Source organism: Criibacterium bergeronii (assembly GCF_001693775.2).
Lineage (GTDB): Bacteria > Bacillota > Clostridia > Peptostreptococcales > Filifactoraceae > Peptoanaerobacter > Peptoanaerobacter bergeronii.
Map to the genome: position 1 here is coordinate 1 of NZ_MBEW02000012.1, position 24272 is coordinate 24272.

Here is a 24272-nt window from a genome sequence, read left to right on the forward strand (position 1 = left end):
ACATACCAAAAAACATAGTAATAACGCACATACCACCATACACCCCGGAAATGAACCCCATAGAACAGATATTGAAATAAATCTGTTCTATGGGGTTCAAGAATGAAGTATTTAAAACATTAAAAGATGTAATTAACAGATTATGTAAAACAATAAATAAGCTAACGAATGAAATGGTAAAAAGTATAACATTAAGAAAATGGATAAGTGAGATATAAATTTATTATACTACGATTTTAAAGGTATATTAGTATAAAGCTTGTTTTTTTATTTTATATTTTGGCATAAATTCTATTTTTAATTCCCCATTTTTGAAGAGATTAATTTTGCCGTTTCTAAAACTTGTTGTTTGATATTTTCTGATTTTACTTTTTCAATCATTCTTGTTTTTGGACCGGTAACAGATAAAGCTCCTATTATTTGACCGCCTACTGCTTTTATCGCAGCACCTACGCAAAATATACCCGGTTCATTATCTTCATCGTCAATACCTATGCCGGTTTGTCTAGTTTCTTTTATGTCATTGATTAAGTCATTAAAATCAAGCTTATCTTCATCAAAAAGGTTATTGATTATAGATTGCTCATATACGGCTTTAATTTCATCATCGCTTTGATATGAAATGATTGCTTTTCCAACTGAGCTTAATAACAGCGGTATTCTTGCTCCTATTTTTGAACCCATTGTTATTGCATTATTATCTTCTATTTTATTGACATATACGCAGTAGTTGCCGTCCCTTACAACCAAATGTACTACTTCATTAAGGTTTTCGGATAATTTTTCCAAGTAAGGCTCAGATATTTCAATTAGGTTGTACTCATTTAGATAAGATGAGGCTATATTATAAAATTTGAAAGTCAGATGATATTTTAATTCGGATTTTCTAATGTATCCTAAAGATATTAATGTATCTAAAAATCTGAATACAGTAGATTTATGTAGCCCGGTTGCATCGGATAAATCAGTTAGAGTAGCTCCTTTTTTATAATTTTTGAAACATTCTAAAATTAAAAAAGTTCTTTCAATTGATTGATTTTTTTTCTCCATAAGTCACCTTTAAATTTTGTTATTTGAAAAAAACTGTATCTAATACAAATTATTCAGTAAGTTTTATTTAAGTAATTCGTAAAATATCCACTTTTATATTAAAACATTTTTATGCTATATGCAAGAAAAGTAGATTAAATATTTTATAATAATTTTTTTATAATTCAAAAACTATGTAATTTCAGTAAAATATAAAATTATACATCAAATATAATCAAAGCTATTGACATAGTAAAAAGTTTGATTTATACTTTAAATAATTTCATATAGTAAAAGAATATATCACATAGTAAAATTATGATACTATGATATTTTAAATTTTACTAGAATTATTTAAAAAATTTCTATGTTAAAAAAACGTTTCTTTATATATTTTTTATGTAGACCCAAAACACTTGGCATTATTTATTGATAAAGTAAGTGTTGTTTTTTATATTATTATTGTTAGGAGAAATCATGTTAAAGCAGGAAACTTTAAGCAAGGTGAAAGAACTGGGTATTGTTGCTGTAGTCAGGGGTAAGTCTGTTGAGGAGGCTATAGAGTATTCTTTGGGCTGTATTGATGGTGGGATTAACATCATAGAGATTACATTTACTATACCTGATGCACTTGATGTATTTAAAAAGTTAAATGAAGAGTTAAAAGATAAGGCGATACTGGGTGCAGGTACTGTACTTGACGCTACTACGGCAAGGCTGGCAATTATGGCGGGAGCAAACTTTATAGTATCTCCTGCTTTTGATGTGGAAGTGGCAAAATTATGCAACTTATATCAGATACCTTATATGCCGGGCTGTCTTACTATAACAGAAATTACGACAGCTCTTCAATATGGTGTAGATATAATAAAAGTATTCCCGGGCTCTGCTGTTGGACCTTCATATATTAAAGCTGTTCATGGTCCACTTCCTCATGTAAATCTTATGCCTACCGGTGGAGTAGATTTAAATAATATTGGTGACTGGTTTAAAAACGGAGTTGTTGCTGTAGGAGCAGGCTCTAATCTTGCAAGTGGTACTAGGGAAGAGATAAAGAAAAAAGCACAAGCATATCTTGCTAAAATTGCGGAGGTAAGAAAATAATGAGTAAAGTAGTTACGCTAGGCGAAATTATGTTAAGATTATCAACTCCCGGATATGACAGATTTGTTCAAGCTGAGAGCTTTGATGCTATATATGGTGGTGGAGAGGCTAATGTTGCCGTTTCTCTTGCTAATTACGGACATGAGGCATATTATGTTACTAAGCTACCAAAACATGAAATAGGTCAGGCAGCTGTAAATGCTCTAAGGAAATATGGGGTTGACACTTCTTATATAGTAAGAGGTGGAGACAGAGTAGGCATATATTATTCAGAGACAGGTGCATCTGCAAGACCGTCAAAGGTTATATATGACAGAGCAAACAGTGCCATAGCTATGGCTGAGCCAAGCGAATTTGATTTTGACAAAGTTTTTGAAGGAGCTAAATGGTTTCACACTTCAGGTATTACACCTGCTATATCTGAAAATGGGGCAAAAATTACTAAGGCTGCTATGATTGCAGCTAAAAAAGCCGGAGCAACTGTCAGCATAGATTTAAACTATAGAAAAAAATTATGGACTCCTGCTCAAGCTCAAAAGGTTATGACTGATTTAATGCAGTATGTTGATGTGTGCATAGGTAATGAAGAGGATGCGTCTTTGTGTCTTGGATTTACTCCGGAAGGCTTAGATGTTACAAAAGGTTCTTTAGATGCGGCTGCTTATGAAACGATATTCAAACAAATGAAAGAAAAATTCGGTTTAACTCATGTAGTAAGCACTCTTAGAGAGTCTTATAGTGCATCAGATAATGGCTGGTCAGCTGTTATTTATGATGGAAAAGAATTTTATCATTCTAGAGAATATGAGCTAAGGATTGTAGATAGAGTGGGCGGAGGAGACTCCTTCGCAGCGGGACTAATTTCGGCTATGCTTGACGGCAAAGGTAGTAAAGAGGCTTTAGAATTTGCTGTTGCAGCGTCAGCTTTAAAGCATACTGTTAAGGGTGACTTTAACCTTATGAGTAAAGAAGAGGTGCAAACTTTAGTAGATGGCGATGCCTCAGGTAGAGTTCAAAGGTAATTTAAGGGGAAATTGACTGTAAATTTTCATCTTAGTTGTGTTTAAGATATTATATTAAAATATGGAATAAGGCTTGATATATTTTTTACTGGTGCTTTTAGTTTTTTATAACTATGAGGCTATTTAATATATCTAAGCTTTATTCCATTTTTTATTTGAGTTTAGTGTAAGATATATTGCTATTGGGCATAACTTTTGTTAGAAATTATATATTTATAGGTATGTGGAATTATAGAAAAAACTATGCTATAATTATGATTAGTTGATAGATAAATTTTTGTAAAATTTTTTAGGAGTTAAGTATGAATATTTTTCAAAACTATAGACAAAAATTTTACAATCTCTCAAATGCTGTAACCAATGAGGACATTGAACAATTCGGGTTTGATTTGACTACATATACAATGGCATATATTTTTATTATAGGCTCTACTATCTCAATATTTTTCGGCTTGCACTGTAAAATATATCTGCCGACAATAGTTTTTTATTGGTTATTTATTGTTACTACTGCACTTGGATTGATATGGTTAGTGGATAGCTGCATAGATATAAAACTGAAACACCATGTCTTGGGGCTTACCATATCGCTTTGGCTGTTACTTACATATATCGTTTATTATAATAAGCTTTTTGTTGCATATTGGTTTATTTTTCTGATATTGGCAATAGTTGCAAGATTAAATACTAGGTCAACAGTGAGCTGGTATTTAATTGCTAGTTTCTTAATGTTTATTGAGTATACCTTTGCATACAACAACTATAGCGTGGTTACTTTATATACTAGCAACTATATAAGCATACTGATGATGGTTTTATTTACGCTTGGTTGTAATGAGCTTGTAATAAGATTAAACAGAACTCTTGTTGGAAGCAGAATTGCAGAAACTCAAAAATTGACAGAAAAAAATAAAGAAATCTTGTCCTTGTATGAAATTCTTTCTGCAAATGAGGAGAAGCTAAGAGTTCAGTATGAAAGTCTTGAAAAATACAACATGACGATTATGGAAAAGCAAAGTGAGCTTGAATTTTTAGCGAATAATGATGAGTTGACAGGTATTTTAAATAGAAAAAGGATATATGAATTTATACAAGCAAAGATTAATTCAGGGATTTGCCCTAATGAAAGATTTTTTGTCGGATTTATAGATTTGGATAATTTTAAAGCCATCAATGATGTATTAGGGCATAATACAGGTGATGATATATTAAAGCTGGTTGCAAAAAAATTATCTCAAAATGTAAATGCACAAGATGTTTTTGGCAGATTAGGCGGAGATGAGTTTGCAATTATCATACATAGGGCGATTACTAATGAAGTGTTGGAAATTTATTTGAATAAGATATGCAATTTGTTTGAGGAGGAATTGCTTTTAAAACAAAAGAGCATAAAAGTGACTGCCAGTATAGGAGTTGCAGAGTATCCTAAGGATGGAAAAACCGCCGTTGACCTTATGAAGGCTGCCGATACAGCTATGTATAAGGCAAAAAGTGAAGGCAAGAAAAAATTCCGATTTTATAATAAGGATATTGAGCAACTGATGTTGCAAAGAGTGGAAATGGAAAACAGCCTAGTTAGGGCAATAAGGAATAAAGAATTTTACTTTGAGTATCAACCAATTTTTGATATTATAACAAATAAAGTAGAGCTTTTTGAGGCTTTAATTAGATGGAAAAAACCAAACGGTGAGCTGATAAGTCCGGCAAGCTTTATTCCATTTGCCGAAGAAAAGGGATATATAAATGAAATTGGCGAGTGGGGATTAAATGAAGTATGTAAAAAGATAAAGGAGCTTGAAAAAGAAAACTTTACAAACATAAAGATTGCCTATAATATTTCCACTGTTCAGATGGATACACCTAATTTTGTGGAAAAGGTCACATCTATAATTAAAAAACATGACATTAAGCCGAACTGTCTTGAGTTTGAGCTTACAGAGTCTGTAATAATCAAAAATAAGCAGATTGCTATAGAAAAGATAAACCTATTAAAGAAACTTGGCATATCAATCTCCCTTGATGATTTTGGTACAGGATTTTCTTCGCTTAGCTATTTGACAGAGCTACCAATTGATATACTAAAAATAGACAAGGCATTTATTGATAAAATAGGAGTGGATTATAAAGTAGAAGAGCTAATTACATTTATAATACATTTGGTGCATAAAATGCAAATAAAAGTAATCTCAGAGGGCATAGAAACTAATAAGCAACTGATGTTTTTAAAACAAAATAGCTGCGACCTTATACAAGGGTTCTTGCTTAGCAAACCTGTTTGTGAGTATGATGTCAAAAAATTTTTGGATAAATAGCTCTTTAATAAAAAAGCTTGCCCGAAATTAAACGAGCAAGCTAATTTTTTATATTTATAAATCTTGTATACTAAACATCAAGCAGTGGCGAGCTTTGCCCGACTGAAGTTTAAAGGATTAATAATAAAGTAATTAAAGTTGTTGGTAGGATGTTAATCTTACTTGTAGTAATTTACTATTTCAAGAGGAGATACATATTCTCCATCCTTGTATACTCTCATGTTTCCGCCTGCAATTTCATCGATTAATACTACTTCGCCAGTGGATACTAATTTGCCGAATTCAAACTTTATATCATAAAGGTCAAGACCTTTGCTAGCTAAATCTTCTTTAACTACATCACCGATTTTCTTTTCTAGGGCTACGACTTGTTCGTATTCGTCTGCAGTCATTATTCCTAACATTACCAAACCGTCTTTAGTTATAGGAGGGTCTTCCCTATCATCGTCTTTTAGAGTGAATTCTACAAAATGGTCAAGAGGTGCACCTTCTTCAACGTAATCACCGTATCTTCTTAGGAAAGAGCCTACTGCACGGTAACGTAAAATAACTTCAAGACCTTTGCCGAACACTTTTGCCTTTTCAACCTGCATAGTTTTTTCGTCTATATTTGATTTTACATAGTGAGTCTTAATACCTTTTTCTTTAAGTAATTCGAAGAAGTGAGTAGTCACTATTAAGTTTGCAAGCCCTGAACCATCTATAGATAGTCCTACATGGTTAGCACCCGGGTCAAATACACCATCTTTTCCAGTAACATCGTCTTTAAAAAACATATGGATATTGCCCTGTTCATCTTCTAAAAGATTTTTTGTCTTACCAGTGTAAATAGTTTTCATCAAAATCCGCCTTCCAGTTATTAATAAAAAATTCTACATCGCAAAATTAACGCTATAACATTATACCATTTTCATGAAAATATATAAGACTTTTAAGCGACATAGCAAACTATTTATATAAATTATATATTTAGTTCAAAAGTATTCAAACAATTTTATAATAAACATAAAAAAAGTTAAAATAAATATCAGCCTTTAAATTATATTCAAATATATTTTTAATAAAATATAAGTTTTAAAAGCATTATATGGGTATTATAAAATAAAGTATTATCAATCGTTTTGTATAAAAAGGAGAAAAATCATGCAATTTATATGCTACAAAAGATGCTCAACTTGTGCAAAGGCTAAAAAATTTTTAGACGACAATAATATCAAATACGAATATAGAGAAATAGTTGAAGATATTCCAACAGCCAAGGAATTAAAAGAGATACACAAAAAATCCGGAAAAGATATCAAAAAATTATTCAATACCTCAGGTCAAAAGTATAGAGAGCTAAACCTCAAAGATAAGCTAAAAGATATGACTGACGATGAAAAATATAAGCTACTTTCAACAGACGGAATATTAATTAAACGACCAATATTATTAGGCGACGATTTTGCACTTTTAGGCTTTAAAGAAGAAGAATACAAAGAAAATTTGAAAATTAAATAAATTAACAATAATTTCAACAAATTATGTTAAAATATGATACTAGATTTATTTTTAATATTTTATCGGAAAATTTGATAAAATTATATTAATTTATGAAATAAAAAATGGAGTTAAAATGATAGTAGCTATTGATACCATGGGTGGAGATAATGCACCATTTTCACAAATAGAGGCAGGAATTTCAGCAATTGATAAGCTGGGAGTAGAAGTCATCTTTCTTGGAGACGAAAAAACGATAAAGTCCAAGCTAAAGGATATGCAATTAGACAGCGACAAGATAAGCATAATTCACTGCTCAGAAAATATTACCAACGATGAAAAGCCAGTTACAGCTATGAAAAGAAAAAAAAATTCCCCATTTGTAGTCGGTGCAAATTTAGTGAAAGAAAAAAAGGCGGACGCATTTATCTCCAGCGGTAGCACCGGAGCACTCCTTACAGCAGGTACATTAATAGTGGGTAGGATAAAAGGCATACTAAGACCTGCACTAATAGTGGCTTATCCTACAGTTAAAAAACCAATGATTTTACTTGATTTAGGAGCAAATGCGAACGTAAAACCGGAATATCTAAATCAGTTTGCATTTATGGGTTCATCCTATTCAAAAGCCATATTTGACACACAAAATCCAAGCGTAGGCTTAGTAAATATTGGTACAGAAGAAACTAAGGGTAGCACATTATATCAAGAGACACACAAATTACTAAAAGAAAATAAAAAAATTAATTTCTACGGCAATGTAGAGGGCAGAGACATACCTAGTGGAGTAGTGGACGTTTTAGTTTGTGACGGATTTACAGGAAACATAGTCTTAAAACTTACAGAGGGTGTAGCCATAGGACTGATGAAGTTAATAAAACAATCCCTAATGTCCTCACTGAAATCAAAAATAGGAGCAATGCTTGCCAAGGACGGACTAAAAAAAGTCAAATCCAAGTTTGACTACGAAGAATACGGCGGAGCAATGCTAATCGGAATAGACGGAATAGTAGTAAAAGCTCACGGTTCATCAAATGCCAAAGCCTTTTACTACGCCATAAACCAAGCCAAAAAAACCTACGATGCAAAAGTAGTAGATAGCATAAAAGAAATGGCAAAAGAATTTGCAGATGTGAAACAAGAAGTAGAATAGTAAGTCATTATAACCCAGTATAAGAATAAAAAAGCCTTATTTTACTATTAATCAAGTAAAATAAGGCTTTTTGCATATTATTTATCTTTTTTCAGTTTTTTCTTAGCTATCTTATTTATTAACTTTCGGATAGATGTCAAAATTATAAAGCAAACAATTAATTTTATTATAAAATATAGATGCCTGCTGAAAAGCTAAAGTGCCCTTTAGCTTATATAGTGGGACAAAAAAATATCTACAGATGAATATATTAAATAAATATCTAAATTAACCTTCTTCAATCATATCCAACAATATTTTTTTATTTTTTGCAAATTTTGGATTTAGTGGGTCTTTTATGGATTTGTCGCTCATGTCCATGGCAAATTTTATATGGGCGGGTTTGCCATACAAAAGGTAGATTTTATCAGACAGGGTCAGAGCCTCTTGTATATCGTGGGTGATAAATATTGCTGATATGCCAAGGCGTGAGACCATATCTGTAAACCAAGCGTACATTTTTAATTTTGTGATATAATCCAGTGAAGAAAATGGTTCGTCCAGCATGATTACGTCTTTTGAAAATAAATAGCTCCTTAGTAGTGCGGCTCTTTGTTTCATACCTCCGGATAATGAAGATGGGTATTTTTTTTCGTAGCCCTCCAGTCCAAATTCTGCAAGAGAGTTTTTTGCAAGCTCTCTTGCCTCTTTTTTTGTTTTGCCCTTTATGATTAGTGGCATGGCGATATTGTCCAAGACTGTTTTAAATGGCAGTAGTAGGTCTTTTTGCAGCATATAGCTGACATTTCCTGTAGTACCAGTGATGTCCTTGCCCATAAGATAAACTTTGCCCTCTTTAGGCTCTATTAGTCCTGAGATTGCATTTAAAAGTGTGGATTTGCCTATTCCACTTTTGCCTATAAGGCTGATTATCTCTCCTTTTTGCAAAATCAGACTGATATTTTCTATTACAATTTTATCTTCATAGCCTGCGGTGATATTTTTTAGCTCTAGCTGAGGAATGATGTCATAGGGTGTTTTAATTAACTGCTTATTTGATGTATTCATTTGTAAATCCAAAATCTTTTGGTATTTCTTTTTGTATTAATTTATTTTCCCATAGCCAAGCGTAGAAATTATTCCATCTGTCTTTGTCAAATACGCCAAATTTTTCAGCGTCGTCTATATATTTTGCACTTATCCATTTTTGACTTTCGACTACTAATTCTTTGTCAAGTTCGGGAGCGTTATTGAGTAAAATTTGAGCTGACTCATCAGGATTTTTGGCTGCAAATTCATAACCTTTTACTATAGCGTCTATAACTTTTTGTGCCTGCTGATTATTATCTTTCAGGTAATCATTATTTGCGATTAAAACCGGTGTATAGTAGTCAAGCTCTTTGCCATAGTCTGCGAAGTTTATAAAGTTAGTTTCAAGTCCTTTTACTTTGAAGGCTATGCCGTCCCAAGCATAATAAATCCAGCCGCTATCAGAGCCATTGGCTGATTTATCTTGTAATTGTGCGATAATATTTTCTGCATAAGGCACTTTGGTTACTTTTTCAAAATCTCCCCCGTCTTGATTTACAATGTATTTTAACATAGCAAGCTCTATAGGGTCATCCCATGTAGAGTATCTTTTGCCGGTCAGAGCTTTTGGAGTGGCGATATTTTGTTCTTTTAAAGAAACTACGCCTGAGGTGTTGTGTTGCAAAATAGCTAAAACAGAAGTTATCGGCATTGGATTATCAGAGGCAAAGTTTTGTGCCAATGTGTCTTGGAAAGAAATACCAAACTGACCTTTGCCACTACCAATTAATTGTGTAGTAGAGCCTTCAGGTGGTGGGACTATTTCTACATCTACTCCCGCCTCATCAAAGTAACCCTTGTCCTTTGCTACATATAGTCCAGTGTGGTTAGTGTTTGGAGTCCAGTCAAGCACGATGCTTATTTTTTCCTTTTGAGTTTCTTTAGGTGCAGGTTGCTCAGAGGTTTTAGCAGGTGCAGAAGTGCAACCAAGCATTATTAATGGTAATATTAAAAATGGTAATAATTTTGCTTTTAATTTCATATTTAATCCTTTCGATTTAAGATTTTTTGTATATTTTATTCATATTTTATAAGCTTTTTTTCTAATAATTTTAATAAATAGACTGAGATTAAGCTAAGTGCAGAAATAAAAAATATAACGGCAAACATTTTGTCAAAGGCGTAGGATTTTCTAACTCTTGTCATGTATACACCGATACCGTTGAACCCGCCCAGCCACTCTGCCACTACTGCACCAATTATTGCGTAAGAAAGAGAAATTCTTAATCCTGAAAATAAGCTTTTAAGTGACGCCGGCAACTTTACCATGGCGTAGATTTGATATTTATTAGCACCCATAGCTCTTATTAGATTGATGCTGTCATTATCTACTGAGCTCATGCCATCTGTCATAGAAATCAGCACCGGAAAAAATGAAGTTATGGCAACCAAGGTAATTTTTGGAGTAAGTCCGTAGCCTAGCCAAATCACCAATAATGGAGCTATAGCAACAGTCGGTATAGTCTGAGTGATGATTACCAATGGATAAAACATTTTTTTAAATACTATGCTTAAATCCATAAGTATAGCCAAGATAAATCCTAAAGTAAATCCAATACCAAGACCCGCAAACGCCTCAACCATAGTATATCTTGTGTGCTGAAAAATTAGTTCATAATCAGCGATAAAGGCTTTTATAACATCAGTCGGTGATGGCAAAAGATATTTCGGCACGACTTGCATATCAGAAAATATTTGCCAAATCACAAGTAGACCGACAACTGCAATATAAGGTGAGAGCCTATCTGTTATACTTTCCTGTTTTTTCGTCAATTGTAAGCACTCCTTCTTTTGGAGAATAATTCATCTTCAAATAGCTCATTACAGATGGAGCACCAGCCCTTATAGCCACATCTTGGAAACCCTGTACTATTTTCATCAAGGTTTCAAAATCGCCTTCGATTACAGTTTCAAAAGGTGTGACGACATAATTTACATCAAAAGACGCAATATAGGCTATAACCTCATCAACTATCCTGACAGTTTCCTCTTTTGAATTGGTTTGTGGCAAGACCTGTATTGCCACTGAAAATTTTTCCATAAAAAAACTCCTTTTCAATAAGGAGTACAAATAAATAGCATATTATCTCATCCCTGCTCCGGCATTATCCGCACAGGTAAATGGGTATAATCTCAGCTTTTTACAGCACCCCTAAAAATTATTGTGTGTATTTATTGTATCACAGTTATAATAAAAATAAAAGTATACAATGAAATAGTAAAAAATTTTAATAACAATGAAAAGTTTTCAAAAACTCTTCTTGAATTATAATCTAAACTAACTTACATAAGAAAGTGTAGTATTAGTTTTCATTGTAAAAATTTTTGCATAAGGTAGTAGCATAAATTTCTTTTCAAGATATATGCTACAATTTTCAAAGTAAATTAGTATAATCAAACAACCCGACTTTGTTCGCATTGTTAAGAGGCGTGTCTGGTAGTGTTGATATAATTCTACAATAATGTTAGCTTTTATAATATAATATTATTTGCTTTTTTGTGAGACTATTTATGTGATTTTAAGTTAAATTAAATGAGACAAATTCAATGTTTATAGATTTAAGTCAATTATAAAAATTATAGTGAAAATATTATATATTTGTATAGTTATATTTCCTTTTCAAATTCTTCTTTTAATGAGCCGTTTAGTTTTACTCCTAAGTTTTTAAAGGTGGTATCAAGCTTTTCAAACATTTCTATAAAATTTGCCTTATTGATGTTATGCCCCATATGTCCTATCCTAAATATTTTTTCGGCATATTCGCCGACACCTTTTGAGATGGCGATATTTTGCTTTCTCATTTGTGACAAAATATCTTCACTTTTTATGCCGTCAGGAGTTATTACGGCTGTAACTGTATTGGAAAAGCTGTCTTTGGGAAATAGCTCAAATCCACAGTTTATAAGCGTGTTTCTTGTGGCAATGGCATATTTTTTGTGGAGAAAAGCGTAATTTTCAGGAATATTTCTAAGTGCCTCATCAATTGCATAAATCAGATTTTCATTTTGTGTATATGGAAATCCACACGACTCATTAAAAGCATAATAATTTTTGTAGTTTAAATAATAGCTAGGCACAGTTGTTTTTCTGCCGTTTATTTTGTCGATTGCTTTTTTAGATAAAGTCACTATACCGATGCCTGTCGGAGCGGATATACATTTTTGACTGCCGGATAACATCACATCTATGTTAAATTCGTCAAAATATATTTCTTCTCCGGCAAATGAGGATACACAGTCGGTAACGGTAATTATATCGTATGAGTGCAACAATTCACAAATGGATTTTACATCGTTTGTTATACCTGATGGAGTTTCGCAGTGTACCATCGTAGCTACTGCAAAGTCGTGGTCTTTTTCCAAAAAGGCTTTTAAATCAGCTACATTAATTCCACGTCTGAAATCACCTTTAAATTTTACAGCCTCACCTCCGACATAGCCAACATAGTCTGCAAAGCCTTCACCGAAAAAGCCGTTGTAAATAACCAATACTCTTTCGCCTTTTTCTACCAAGGATACAATTGCACCTTCTAGCGTAATTATCCCTTCGCCAAGCATAAAAAAGCTTTTTGCATCAGTGTGAGCAAGTTTTGATATTTTATTTTCCACAGCTCTTTGATAGCCTAAATATTCAGGGTCAAGGTCAGGATTGGTCTTTGAAATAGACATTTTGTCTAAAACATTTTTTGCAATTGAAGTAGGTCCGCTACATAGTATTTTCATAAGATAACCTTCTGTATATTAAAAAATAAATTTAACTAATAATTTCATATTATATCACAAATCATACAGGAACGTGAAATTATAGATTTTCAAAGTAAAATAGATTTATCAATTTATACATATTATGGTATAATAATAAAATAAAAAACAAAATAGAAATTTTTTCATTATAGGTGGCAAATGTATTTAAAAGCTTTAGAAATCAAAGGATTTAAGTCCTTTTTAAATAAAACTGTAATAAATTTCCCAAGGGGCATGATATCCATAGTAGGACCAAATGGCTCAGGTAAGTCAAATATACTAGACGCAGTACGCTGGGTACTAGGTGAGCAGAGCATAAAACAACTGCGTGCAGACAAGCTAGAGGACGTAATTTTTTCAGGCAGTCAGGACAAATCCGCAGTAGGAGTGTGTGAAGTCACCTTAATCATTGACAATGAAGATGGTATGATAGACACTGAGTACAGCGAGGTTGCCATAAAAAGAAAAGCTTATCGTACGGGTGAGAGCAAATTTTTCATAAACGACAAGGCTTGCAGGCTAAAAGATATAAAAGAGCTTTTATTAGATACAGGTATAGGAAAAGAAGGATACTCTATAATTTCTCAAGGTAAAATAGACGAAATAGTTGGAGCAAGCTCCAGCCAAAAAAGAACACTGCTTGAGGAGGCATCGGGCATTACTAAATACCGCTACAAAAAAGAAGAGGGCGAAAAAAACCTTGATGTAGCCACAGAAAACCTTGAGCGTATAACAGATATCTACAAGGAAATAGAAATAAGAGTAAAGCCCCTAGAAGAACAAAAAATAAAAGCTGAAAAATATCTTGAATTAACAGATAAACTGAAAAAATTTGAGCTGAATAAATTCATAAAGACAGTAGACGAAATCTCTGAAAAAAGGAAAACTATCTTAGAAAAAAAATCAAAATTTGAAAACAGTCTTGATACCATAAAATCAGAGCTGACACAAAAACAAGCAGAGTTAAACGACCTAAATATAGCAAAAGAAAGCTCAGAGCTGGTAAAGCAAACCAGCATAAACGAGCTACAAGAAAAAAAATCAGATATAAAATCGGAGCAATCAGGCATAGAGCTAAAAAATGAGACAATTAGAAATTTAAACACTTCAAATGAATTACTAAAAGAACAAATAGAAAAAGCGGATACAAAATCACAAGAAAAACAAGCATACATTAATGAACTCCAAGAAAAAAATAAAACCAGTCAAACAGAGATAGACACACTTGGACAAGAGATAGAGCAATTAAAAGCTGATGAACAAAATTCAAAACAGCTAATATTTGACATAAGAAACAGCATAAAAAAATGTGAAAATGAAAAATCGGACTTGCAAAGTGACAAGTCAAGGCTAGAGGCTAGAATGCAGTTTCAAAAGACAAATATCGACTCCTTTAAAGACAAAATCAGCGAATACTTGCAAAAACAAGGCGAAATAGAACAAAATATCCAAGACATAAATTCAAAAATAAATACTCAAAAAGAGCAAATCACAAATAAACAAACTGAAATAAATCAGATAAGCTCACAAATTGAACAAAAAAGACAAACAATATATGAAATAGAAAATAAAATAAATGATACAAACAACGCTCAAAACAATCTCTTTTTAGAACAAAGAAGGCTACATTCAGAAACAGAAGTGCTGAAAAAATTAGAGCAAAGTATGCAGGGCTTTTCAAAGGGGATAAAAGCTGTACTTCAAAATACATCTCTTAAAGGAGTAAAAGACATAGTTGCCAACGTAATAAAAGTAAAGCCGGGCTATGAAAAGGCAATAGAACAGCTAATTTCAGGCAGAATGGACAATATAATTATAGATACAGCCAAAGACTCTCAACCTGCAATAAATTTTTTAAAGCAAAATAATCTTGGCAGAGCCACATTTTTACCAATAGATACGATTAAACCAGCCTATTTAAACTACAACGACATCGGAGTAAAAGCAATAGATGTAGTTGATTATGACGAAAAATACGCAGATATAATAAAAAATATCCTAGGGAAAATGGTAATCGTTGAAAATATGAACGAGGGTCTATTTATATCCAAAAAATATCAAAATAGTTTCCGCATAGCCACAAAAGATGGCGACCTATTTAACGTAGGAGGTTCAATCACAGGAGGCTCTACAGGATATACAAAAGATGTTTTCAGCAGAAGGTCAAACATTGCCCAAAATGAAGAAAAAATATCAAACTTAGAGCAAAGTATACAAAAACAAAAAGACTTAAAACAAAATTTTACATCACAAAAAGAAAGCATAAATTCAGAGCTGGAAAATTTACTGCAAAATATCAAATTAGCTCAAACGAGCTTGAGCGAAATGCAAACAGCAAATATAAAGCTAAATGCAGATTTAGATTTAGCAAGGTCTAAAAAAGACAGCCTAAACCTTGAACACCAAGGACTGAGCAACTCAGATACTAGGGCAAAAAAATCTCTTGAAGAAGACCAAAAAACCATTGACGATATAAATAAAAAAATAGCAAAAACAGAGCTAAAACTCCAAGAAGAGGCTAAAAAGCTTGAACATCAAGAAAAAATCTTAGATAAAAATTTACAAGATTTGTCACAAAAGACACTTGAGCTTTCTAATTTGACACAAAGTAAACAATTTGAGCAGATAAATATCGATACCGCACAAAAAGAAATAGAGCAAGCGACAAAAGAAAAAAATTCTGCAAAGGAAAAATTTGATAAAAATATAGAAAGTATTGAATTAGCTGAAAATGAAATTTTAGAATTGCAAAAAAATATTGACCAAGGACAAATTTTAGTAAAAGAACTGGAAGAAAAAATACAAAGACTTGAAGAGACCATAGTCCAAATAAAGTTAAACTATCAGGCTAAAAAAGCAGAGCTGGACGAGCTTAATAAAAAGAATACTGATTTTGCACAAAATTTAGTAAGCTTTTCAACCGAGCTTGATAAAGTAGACTACAAACTAAGCCTGATAGAAGAAAATATCAAAGAAAGCTATGACATCTCAATCAGCGAAATATATGACTACAAGGACGACAGCCTAAAATTTACCGAAACGGAAATAAAAAAATTAAAATCGGATATATCCTCCCTTGGCAACGTAAATATTGACTCAATAGAGGAGTTTGAAAAGGTAAACGAAAGATACATTTTCTACAAAACTCAAAAAGAGGATTTGGAGGCGTCAATCTCTCAGCTTAGACAGATAATCAAGCATCTTGAAAAAGATATGATTTCAGATTTCAAGACCAGCTTTAATATCATTAATAAAAACTTTTCTGCTATTTTTTCTATACTTTTTGGAGGAGGAAGTGCAAAGCTAATACTTGCCGATGAGACTGATGTGCTTGGCTCAGATATCGAGCTTTCAGTGCAGCCTCCGGGCAAGAAATTAAAAGGAATATCTATGCTTTCAGGAGGAGAAAAGGCATTAGCTGCTATTGCGTTACTATTTGCAATAATCAGCCAAAAAGCAGTGCCGTTTTGTATACTTGATGAGATAGATGCACCACTTGATGATGCAAATATTTTCAGGTTTGTTGAGTATTTGCAGACTTTAAAAGACACTACACAGTTCATCACAATCACACACAGAAGAAATACCATGGAGGCATCTGATTATATGTACGCTGTATTTATGCAGCAAAAAGGGATTTCAGAGGTAGTCAGCATATCTCTTTCAGATGTATCCCAGTACGCACAGGATTAAAAATGAAAAAAATAATTATTCAAAAAGGCGATTTTTTTGATAAATACGCCTTGGTAGAAGATAGCAAAATATTGAAAATAAAACTGCTGGACAAGTCACAAGACTATTTTCAAAACGACATTTTTATAGCATCTAAGAAAAAAGAAAATATATCCATGCACTCTTACACATTTAGCCTAACTAAGGATTTAAACGGGTTTATGCACTATGAAAAACAAGAAAGCTTTGAAAAAAAGTTGGTACAGATAAAAAAGATGCACCATGGCAGTAAAAATCCGGTATTGACAGATAAAATCACCTTAGTTGGACTTTATGTGATAATTGTCTTTGGCGATACGGGCATAAATGTGGCTAAAAATCAGTCTGACGAGAGCTTAAAAGAGCAAGTTAGCCAATTAATTGATAAAAAAATATTAGACTCAGCCAAAATAATTATCCGTTCTTACACAAAAAATGAGGATATAGAAAAATTAATTCAAGAGGTAAATTACTTGTATAGCGAATATAATGAGCTACAACGAAAAGCAAGCATTACTTCTGAGGACAAGCTGATTTACAGACAATACGAGCCATCTCAGAGTTTTTTAATAGATAATCCTGAGGCAATTGAGTTAATCACCAACGATAAAGAGCTATATCATAAATATAAAAATCAGAAAAAACACATAGAAAATACAGTATTACTTGAGGGAGATTTATTTTTAAAACAAAATTTGCAAAGTGAAGTGAATTCGCTTTTAAATGCCCATGTAAAAGTAAACTCCCAAATAAATCTGATTATCCAAAAAACCGATGCAATGTATGTAATTGACGTCAATTCAGGCGGATTTTTCAAACATAAGGACAAGGACAAAAACGCTTTGGAAATAAATGAGCTTGCCTCAAAAGAAATAGCTAGACAAATTGCACTAAGGAGCATAAGTGGTCTAGTTGCTATAGATTTTATAGATATGTATAAGCCAAGCTATATACAATCTCTTAAAACCATATTGTGCTACGAGCTAAACAGCGTAGATATAAATCCGACCATTGAAAGCTCAAATTCAATATTTATCCTAACTATACGAAAAAAAGACCTCAGCTTGCAGGAATATATCTACGATAAAAATATAAACTTATACTCAGAAAATTATATATTTGATGAAATAGACCACAAGCTGGCAAGTAATGAAAAAAAAGAAGTTGAAATTAATATTCCGCTATTTGAAAGTAAAAACGCTTTAAAAAATATAGAAAGTTTAGAAAAAAAATATGACATTAAAATAAGGGCAAGCTTTTTAAAAAAAGAAAACTTAAAGGTTAAAATTATTAATACAAATACTAACTAAATTTTAAAATTTTACTTTTTAAAGAGGGCATATGTTTTTTTTAACAGAGAAAAAAGAAGAAAAGACGGTCATAGACAATAAATTTTTTGAGCAGGTACTCCCCGTCCTAGAGCCAAAATATCTTAAAGTCTACCTTTACGGATACTACTTGGCACAAAATGCACAAACTCTTGGGGTAAAGAACCTAAAGGACATAGAAAAAGAGCTTTCCATGACACATGATGAGGCACTACAAGCATTTGACTACTTGCAAGCCTGCGGACTTATAGTCAAGCACTTTGTGGAAAACTCCACTACAGATAACTATAGCGTTGAGTTTTTAGCATTTACAAATTCTGCCAATAATACATACATTAAAAACGAAGAAATTGAAACACAAAACAACAAAATCAAACAGATGTATGACAACATAGAAGAAATCACAAAAAATTTCCTTACACCATACAACATCAAAAAAATCGACACCTTTATCAGAAATAATGATGTTGCCTACGATGTAGTAGTAGAGGCATTTAAATTTAACATGGAGCAAAAAAAGACCGCCAGCGTGGCAGAGGCAATCAAAACTCTAAGGCAGTGGGCAAAAGATGGCATAATGACTACAAGAGATTTGGACACCACACTAAACACAATAGATGACCAGTACGATAAGAGAAGAAAAATCTTCAAATATTGGGGTGAAGTGTTCAGATTACCTACAGAGCCTGAAAAAGAAATGATGGACACATGGATGTATGTATACAACTTTTCTTTGGAGGTAATATACAAGGCTATCGACGAAACTACCAAGACAAAAAGTCCAAGCTTTAGATATTTAAATGCGGTTTTGACCAAGTGGCATGAAGTGTTTAATAAATACGGCAAAAAAATTATAGCAAACGACATGACCAAGGAACAATTTTCAGAGCATATAAAAAATATATTTAAATTAAATAGCTTTACCGATGAGGACAAAAAAATTATCAGATTTTTTTATGAAAATTATCCAATAGATGCAATTACTTCGTCCTTGGGATATATAAACGAAAAAATAACCCTGCAAAGCGTATTTAGCTTTTTGACAGGGCAAAAGGAGTATGACGATTATTATTCAGGTGAAATCACCTTTGATGAAATGAATAATGCACTTGAAAAATATAAGCTGGAGCAACAAAGCTCAATTGATAATCTAAAAGAGACGTTCAATAAATCTCAAAAGACCGGCACTCAAAAATCTAAAAAACGACTTTCTTACAATGAGACCGACATAACTGAAGAAGAGCTGGAGGCACTATTATTCCCGACAAATGACTCAAATAAATAAGCGGTGTGAATATATAACAATAAATTTTATTTTAAATTGGAGGAAAAATGTCTTATATTAATCAAATCCAAGAGCAAATGAAAAATGATAATGTAAATTACTATATTATCCCTACAGAAGATGACCATTTAAGTGAGTATGTGGCTGATTATTTCGGATTAAGAAGTTTTGTGTCAGGCTTTACAGGCTCAGCAGGCACACTAGTAATAGAGCAGGATAAAGCAGGACTTTGGACAGACTCAAGATATTTTTTACAGGCAGCGGAGCAGTTGCCTGATGAAATAAAATTACAAAAAATGATACAAGGGCAATCATCATATATTGATTATATAGAAAAAAATATAAAATCCGGCTCAAAAATAGCCTTCAATGCAAGGTGTACTAGCACCTCAGATGGTATAAGACTTAGCGATATCGCAAAAAAAACAAACTCTACTTTAGAGCTGGAATACTTTGTAGCGGATGCTTTATGGACAAATAGACCACAATTGCCTGCAAATAAGCCATTTGTACTAAGTGAAGACATCACAGGAGAGTCTGTTAGAGCAAAGATAGATTATATCGGCACAGTATTGTATGATAAAAAATGCGATTATTTTTTGGCGACAAAACTGGACGACATAGCTTATTTGCTAAATATGAGAGGAAACGATGTTACTTGCAATCCGGTGTTTTACGCATTTATGCTGATACAAAACTATGCACACAATACAATTTCAACACTATATATTGACCAATTGAAATTAGATGAAAATTTAAACAATTATCTAGCACAGTACAACATAACAGTTAAAAATTATAAAGACATATATGATGATTTAGCTGACATAGAAAACTCCACAATCTTGATAGACGAGCAAGCTACAAACTATATGCTATTCAACAAAATGCTAAAATCAGGCACAATAATAGGTGGCACATCTCCTATAACTCTTAAAAAAGTGATAAAAAATGACATAGAGCTTGCTTACATGAAAAAATTCCACAAAATAGATGCTGTTGCCATGGTTAAAATTCTTCATTATATTAAGACAAATATAGGTATAGAACCAATGAGCGAAATATCCGTAGCTGATAAGCTGGAAGAGTTTAGAAGAGAAGATAAAAATTTTGTAGACCTTTCTTTTGAAACAATTGCCGGTTACAAAGACCATGGAGCGATAGTTCATTACGAGGCTAATGAGCAGAGCAATTATGTGCTTGAAAATAGCTCAATGCTACTACTTGACTCAGGCGCACAGTACCTAGGAGCAACTACTGATGTAACAAGGACAATTTCGCTAGGAAATCCAACTGAAGAAGAAAGGTGTGACTTTACCACAGTATTAAAAGCACATCTTAGCCTTGGTAATGCAGTATTTAAAGAGGGCACTATTGGAATGCAGCTAGATATATTTGCAAAGTCCAAGATGTGGGAGCAACATTTAGATTTTGGTCATGGCACTGGACATGGTGTAGGAGCGTTTTTAAATGTGCATGAAGCCCCAATCAGAATTAGTCCAGCATATAACAAAGTCGCCTTTAGACCGGGCATGGTAGTATCCAATGAGCCGGGAGTATATAAATCGGGTAAGCATGGCGTTAGAATAGAAAATCTTATCTATGTTGCACAAGACGAGACAAATGAATTTGGTAATTTCTTAAAGTTTGAAGATTTAACTCTTGTACCAATAGACTTGGATTTAGTAGATGTAACAATGCTTACAGATGTTGAAAAAAATCAGTTAAATAGCTATCACAAGAGAGTGTTTGAGGAAATAGCACCACTTTTAGACAATGAAACAAGAGCATTTTTAGAAAATGCTACAAGAGCTATTTAATACTAAAATAAATAATTGAACACAAATTTAAATTTAGCGAAAGAAATGTATTATTCAAATGTAGGGGCGAACTTTGTTCGCCCGAATATTTTTTAAAATAAAAAACTGAAATATATTATTTTTGTGCATTTATCTTCATTTATTTTTGCATATATGTCAAAATTGATATATAATTAATCAGTATTTAAGTCAATTTAAACATAAAGGTATTGGTGAAAATGAAAATAAGAGTTGGAGTATTTTTTGGTGGCAACAGTACAGAGCATGAAATATCTATAATATCAGCTTTACAGGCATTGGAAAACTTTGATAGAGATGTATACGATGTATTGCCGATATATATCACAAAAAACAATCTGTTTTATGTTGGAAACGATATAGGAAACATTGATAAGTATAAAAATATAAGCGAATTATTGAGTACCTCCACAAGAGTTGTACCTATAAATAACGGGAACACATTAGATTTAATGATTTATCCGCCAAAGACATTTGGACAAAAAATATTTGCAACAATAGATGTGGCATTTCCAATAGTTCATGGTACAAACATCGAAGACGGCACATTAGCAGGACTATTTAAAATGAACAGCATACCATTTGTAGGCTCAGATGTTACAGCATCAGCAGTCGGTATGGATAAATATGTTATGAAATGTGTCCTAAAAGATAATGACGTACCGGTGCTTGATTGCATCTTGGCGAATAAAAATGAATTTGAAACAAATGAACAAAAGGTATTAGAAAAAATAAAAACTAAAATCGGATTTCCGGTAATAATCAAGCCGATAAACCTAGGCTCTAGCATAGGCATAAAAATAGCAAAAAATGATAGCACACTGCTTGAGGCACTTAAAAACGCATTTATGTTTTCACCACAAATTTTGGCTGAAAGAGCAGTCACAAACTTAAAAGAAATTAATATTAGCGTCTTGGGAGACGAAGACAACCAAGAAGTGTCAGAATGTGAAGAACCTGTTCTTTCACAAGACATATTAAGCTTTGAGGACAAGTATATGTCAGGCGGTAGCAAAAAAACAGGGGCAGACGCAGGTTCAAAATCAGGTATGGCATCATTGTCAAGAAAAATTCCGGCTAACATCACAGCTGAACAATTAGCAACAGTGCAAAAGTACGCAAAAGAAACCTTTAAATGTCTAAATTGTCATGGAGTTGTCAGAATAGACTTTATGATTGACCAAGACCAAGACAAAATTTACGTCAACGAAATAAATACAATACCGGGCTCACTTTCTTTCTATCTATGGAAAGCAAAAGGAGTGGAATACAAAGATTTATTAGACAAACTTATAAAACTTGGACTAAAGAGAAAAAGAAAACAAGAAGACCTTACCTTCTCCTTTGAGTCCAACGTACTAAGTCATGTAAACATTGGAGGCTCAAAGGGAGGAAAAATGTAATGAATTTGACAGATGTCAAAGCAAAGTATAAAAATTACACTCCCAAAAATGCAACCAATCCCACAAAAGTAGCCGTAATGATATTGCTGGCTACAGAAAATGACAAAACCTATGTCCTCTTTGAAAAAAGGTCAAATATAGTTTCTCAGCCGGGAGACATATCATTTGTAGGAGGACACATAGAAGATGGGGAAACCGCTGAAGCTGCAGCCATAAGAGAGGCGACAGAGGAATTAAACATAAAAAAAGAAAATGTAAAAATAATTTCAGAGTCAGATTATTTTATCACGATAAATAATAGACAAATGAACAGCTTTTTAGCAGAGCTGGTAGACATAAAAATAAGCGAAATAAAACCCAATGAAGAAGTAGAAAAGCTTATAGCTATACCACTGGACGCTCTATTAAATGCAGAAAAACAAACCTATGTATCGGAGTTTGGCAAAAAATCCGAAGACGATTTTCCCTATCACCTAATCCAAGGGCAAAAAAATTATAAATTTGCAAAAATGAAAGAGTATACCTATTTCTATACACTAGATGAAACCGTAATTTGGGGCTTTACAGCAAAAATACTTTCGGCTTTTTTGGATAATCTAAAAAAATAATAAAAAAAGACACTTATACTATTATCTATTCAAAAAAATCACTATATAAGAAAAATACAACTGCACTTTCAATCAAGCTTTATACTAACTTATATAAGAAATATAAGAAAATGTAGTATTATTTTTCATAATAATTTTTTTGTGTTCAGATAACAAAATGAATTTCTTTTCAATATTTATGCTAAAATTTTTAAAGTAAGTTAGTATTATATTAAACTGATTACAATTTGTTAATAAAAATTATAAATTTTAAAAAAACTAACCTTTTTCGATATTTAAACTGCATTATTGTCAAAGCTTAAATACCTGATATGGTTAGTTTTTTTATACTTATTTTAATTTTTTGCAAAAAATGCTGCTATTATTGCCCCGGGTCCTGAATGTGTTCCAACTACACTTCCTATTTGGACTATTCGTGACTTATCATGTCGTTCTTGCCAAATATCGTAGGACTCACATAAATATTTTTCCACATCTGTACTTGATGAACCGCTGTATCCAATGAGGTATGGCTTTTCAAAATCAATATTTCCTTCTTTTTCTATGAGCTCATTCAATGATTTTTTTGCATTGCTAAAGCCCCTAGCCTTACCCATAGGGCTTATCTCTCCATCTTGGATTTTTAAAATCACTTTAAGATTTAAAGCCTTTCCAATTAAACCTGCTCCTTTATTAAGTCTGCCACCTTTAACCAAATAATCAAGTGTATTTAATAACGCTACTATCCTTATTTTTTCAGACTGTTGTTTTAATATCTCACATATCTCCCTTACATTTCGACCTTCTTTTATTAACGCCAGTGCAAGCTCGATAAGCACCCCTTCTCCAATAGAGCCTTGCTTACTGTCTATAACGAAAACTTTGTCTTGCAGCTTTTCTGCTGCAATAATTGCACTATTGTACGTTCCCGATAGCTTAGACGAAATCGTGATTACTATGATATCGTCTCCATTTTTAAGTAGCTCTTCATATTTTTCTTTAAAAGCATGAGGTGACGGCTGGCTTGTAGTCGGCATAATATCTGTAGTTTCAAGTTTTTTGAAAAATTCTTCTTTAGATATATCAACACCATCTAAATATTCCTTATCACCAAATTTTAATGTCAAGGGTACTACTGTTACCTGACTTCTTATTTCCTCACAAAAATCAGCAGTTGAGTCTGTAATAATTTTTATGCCCATTTTTCTC

At 32.6% G+C, this 24272-nt stretch carries 19 protein-coding genes; 11 read left to right on the top strand and 8 right to left on the bottom strand.

The features are described from left to right. Positions 1 to 297: 297 nt before the first annotated feature. Positions 298 to 1050, bottom strand: coding sequence for an IclR family transcriptional regulator (locus BBG48_RS06535; RefSeq protein WP_068912991.1), 753 nt, complete (start codon positions 1048 to 1050; stop codon positions 298 to 300). Between the two features lie 456 nt (positions 1051 to 1506). Between BBG48_RS06535 and BBG48_RS06540 the strand changes: the two genes are divergently transcribed. The 3 genes from BBG48_RS06540 to BBG48_RS06550 all read left to right on the top strand — a co-directional run bounded on the left by BBG48_RS06540 (position 1507) and on the right by BBG48_RS06550 (position 5467). Further along, entirely contained in the window at positions 1507 to 2133 is a 627-nt protein-coding gene (locus BBG48_RS06540; RefSeq protein WP_068912993.1) for a bifunctional 2-keto-4-hydroxyglutarate aldolase/2-keto-3-deoxy-6-phosphogluconate aldolase, read from the top strand. Beyond that, complete coding sequence (locus BBG48_RS06545; RefSeq protein WP_068912995.1) at positions 2133 to 3155, top strand: sugar kinase; 1023 nt, start codon at positions 2133 to 2135, stop codon at positions 3153 to 3155. Before BBG48_RS06540 ends, BBG48_RS06545 begins: the two co-directional genes overlap by 1 nt. Positions 3156 to 3457: 302 nt before the next feature. Continuing rightward, the gene (locus BBG48_RS06550) at positions 3458 to 5467 is read left to right on the top strand and encodes a putative bifunctional diguanylate cyclase/phosphodiesterase (protein ID WP_068912997.1); all 2010 of its coding nucleotides are present in this window, start codon (positions 3458 to 3460) and stop codon (positions 5465 to 5467) included. 158 nt (positions 5468 to 5625) lie between these two features. On the opposite strand, the gene BBG48_RS06555 is transcribed toward BBG48_RS06550, so the two are convergent. Next, entirely contained in the window at positions 5626 to 6306 is a 681-nt protein-coding gene (locus BBG48_RS06555; RefSeq protein WP_068912999.1) for a phosphoribosylaminoimidazolesuccinocarboxamide synthase, read from the bottom strand. A gap of 304 nt (positions 6307 to 6610) precedes the next feature. Here BBG48_RS06555 and BBG48_RS06560 point away from each other — a divergent pair, with 304 nt between their 5' ends. Then, on the top strand, positions 6611 to 6967 hold the full coding sequence (locus BBG48_RS06560) for an arsenate reductase family protein (RefSeq protein ID WP_068913001.1): 357 nt from the start codon (positions 6611 to 6613) through the stop codon (positions 6965 to 6967). 115 nt (positions 6968 to 7082) lie between these two features. Then, positions 7083 to 8099: a phosphate acyltransferase PlsX gene (gene plsX, locus BBG48_RS06565; protein WP_068913003.1), complete on the top strand. Its 1017-nt coding sequence runs from the start codon at positions 7083 to 7085 to the stop codon at positions 8097 to 8099. A gap of 267 nt (positions 8100 to 8366) precedes the next feature. Here the strand turns inward: plsX and BBG48_RS06570 are convergent, their stop codons facing one another. The 5 genes from BBG48_RS06570 to BBG48_RS06590 form a co-directional block, all read right to left on the bottom strand. Further along, entirely contained in the window at positions 8367 to 9146 is a 780-nt protein-coding gene (locus BBG48_RS06570; RefSeq protein WP_068913005.1) for an ABC transporter ATP-binding protein, read from the bottom strand. After that, positions 9130 to 10149, bottom strand: coding sequence for an ABC transporter substrate-binding protein (locus BBG48_RS06575; protein ID WP_068913007.1), 1020 nt, complete (start codon positions 10147 to 10149; stop codon positions 9130 to 9132). Before BBG48_RS06575 ends, BBG48_RS06570 begins: the two co-directional genes overlap by 17 nt. 35 nt (positions 10150 to 10184) lie before the next feature. Beyond that, positions 10185 to 10940, bottom strand: coding sequence for an ABC transporter permease (locus BBG48_RS06580; RefSeq protein ID WP_068913009.1), 756 nt, complete (start codon positions 10938 to 10940; stop codon positions 10185 to 10187). Continuing rightward, positions 10909 to 11208 carry a thiamine-binding protein gene (locus BBG48_RS06585; protein WP_068913011.1) on the bottom strand — a complete coding sequence of 100 codons (300 nt, stop codon included), beginning with the start codon at positions 11206 to 11208 and terminating at the stop codon, positions 10909 to 10911. Before BBG48_RS06585 ends, BBG48_RS06580 begins: the two co-directional genes overlap by 32 nt. A gap of 566 nt (positions 11209 to 11774) precedes the next feature. Next, positions 11775 to 12890: a pyridoxal-phosphate-dependent aminotransferase family protein gene (locus BBG48_RS06590; protein WP_068913012.1), complete on the bottom strand. Its 1116-nt coding sequence runs from the start codon at positions 12888 to 12890 to the stop codon at positions 11775 to 11777. 180 nt (positions 12891 to 13070) lie between these two features. On the opposite strand from BBG48_RS06590, the gene smc reads away from it, so the two are divergent. From smc to BBG48_RS06620, 6 genes are all read left to right on the top strand, one after another. Continuing rightward, positions 13071 to 16604 (top strand): chromosome segregation protein SMC, encoded by a 3534-nt coding sequence (smc, locus tag BBG48_RS06595; RefSeq protein WP_068913014.1) that lies wholly within the window; start codon positions 13071 to 13073, stop codon positions 16602 to 16604. Between the two features lie 2 nt (positions 16605 to 16606). Next, positions 16607 to 17932, top strand: a complete 1326-nt coding sequence (locus BBG48_RS06600; protein ID WP_068913016.1) for a ribonuclease E/G — start codon at positions 16607 to 16609, stop codon at positions 17930 to 17932. A 31-nt stretch (positions 17933 to 17963) separates the two neighbouring features. Continuing rightward, a complete protein-coding gene (locus tag BBG48_RS06605; RefSeq protein WP_068913017.1) occupies positions 17964 to 19235 on the top strand; it encodes a DnaD domain protein in 1272 nt (423 codons plus the stop codon). 47 nt (positions 19236 to 19282) lie between these two features. Continuing rightward, positions 19283 to 21055 carry an aminopeptidase P family protein gene (locus BBG48_RS06610; RefSeq protein ID WP_068913019.1) on the top strand — a complete coding sequence of 591 codons (1773 nt, stop codon included), beginning with the start codon at positions 19283 to 19285 and terminating at the stop codon, positions 21053 to 21055. 218 nt (positions 21056 to 21273) lie between these two features. Next, on the top strand, positions 21274 to 22476 hold the full coding sequence (locus BBG48_RS06615; protein ID WP_068913021.1) for a D-alanine--D-alanine ligase family protein: 1203 nt from the start codon (positions 21274 to 21276) through the stop codon (positions 22474 to 22476). Then, positions 22476 to 23084 carry an NUDIX hydrolase gene (locus BBG48_RS06620; protein ID WP_068913023.1) on the top strand — a complete coding sequence of 203 codons (609 nt, stop codon included), beginning with the start codon at positions 22476 to 22478 and terminating at the stop codon, positions 23082 to 23084. Before BBG48_RS06615 ends, BBG48_RS06620 begins: the two co-directional genes overlap by 1 nt. A gap of 335 nt (positions 23085 to 23419) precedes the next feature. Here the strand turns inward: BBG48_RS06620 and BBG48_RS06625 are convergent, their stop codons facing one another. Beyond that, entirely contained in the window at positions 23420 to 24265 is an 846-nt protein-coding gene (locus BBG48_RS06625) for a DegV family protein (protein WP_068913025.1), read from the bottom strand. Positions 24266 to 24272: the final 7 nt, after the last annotated feature.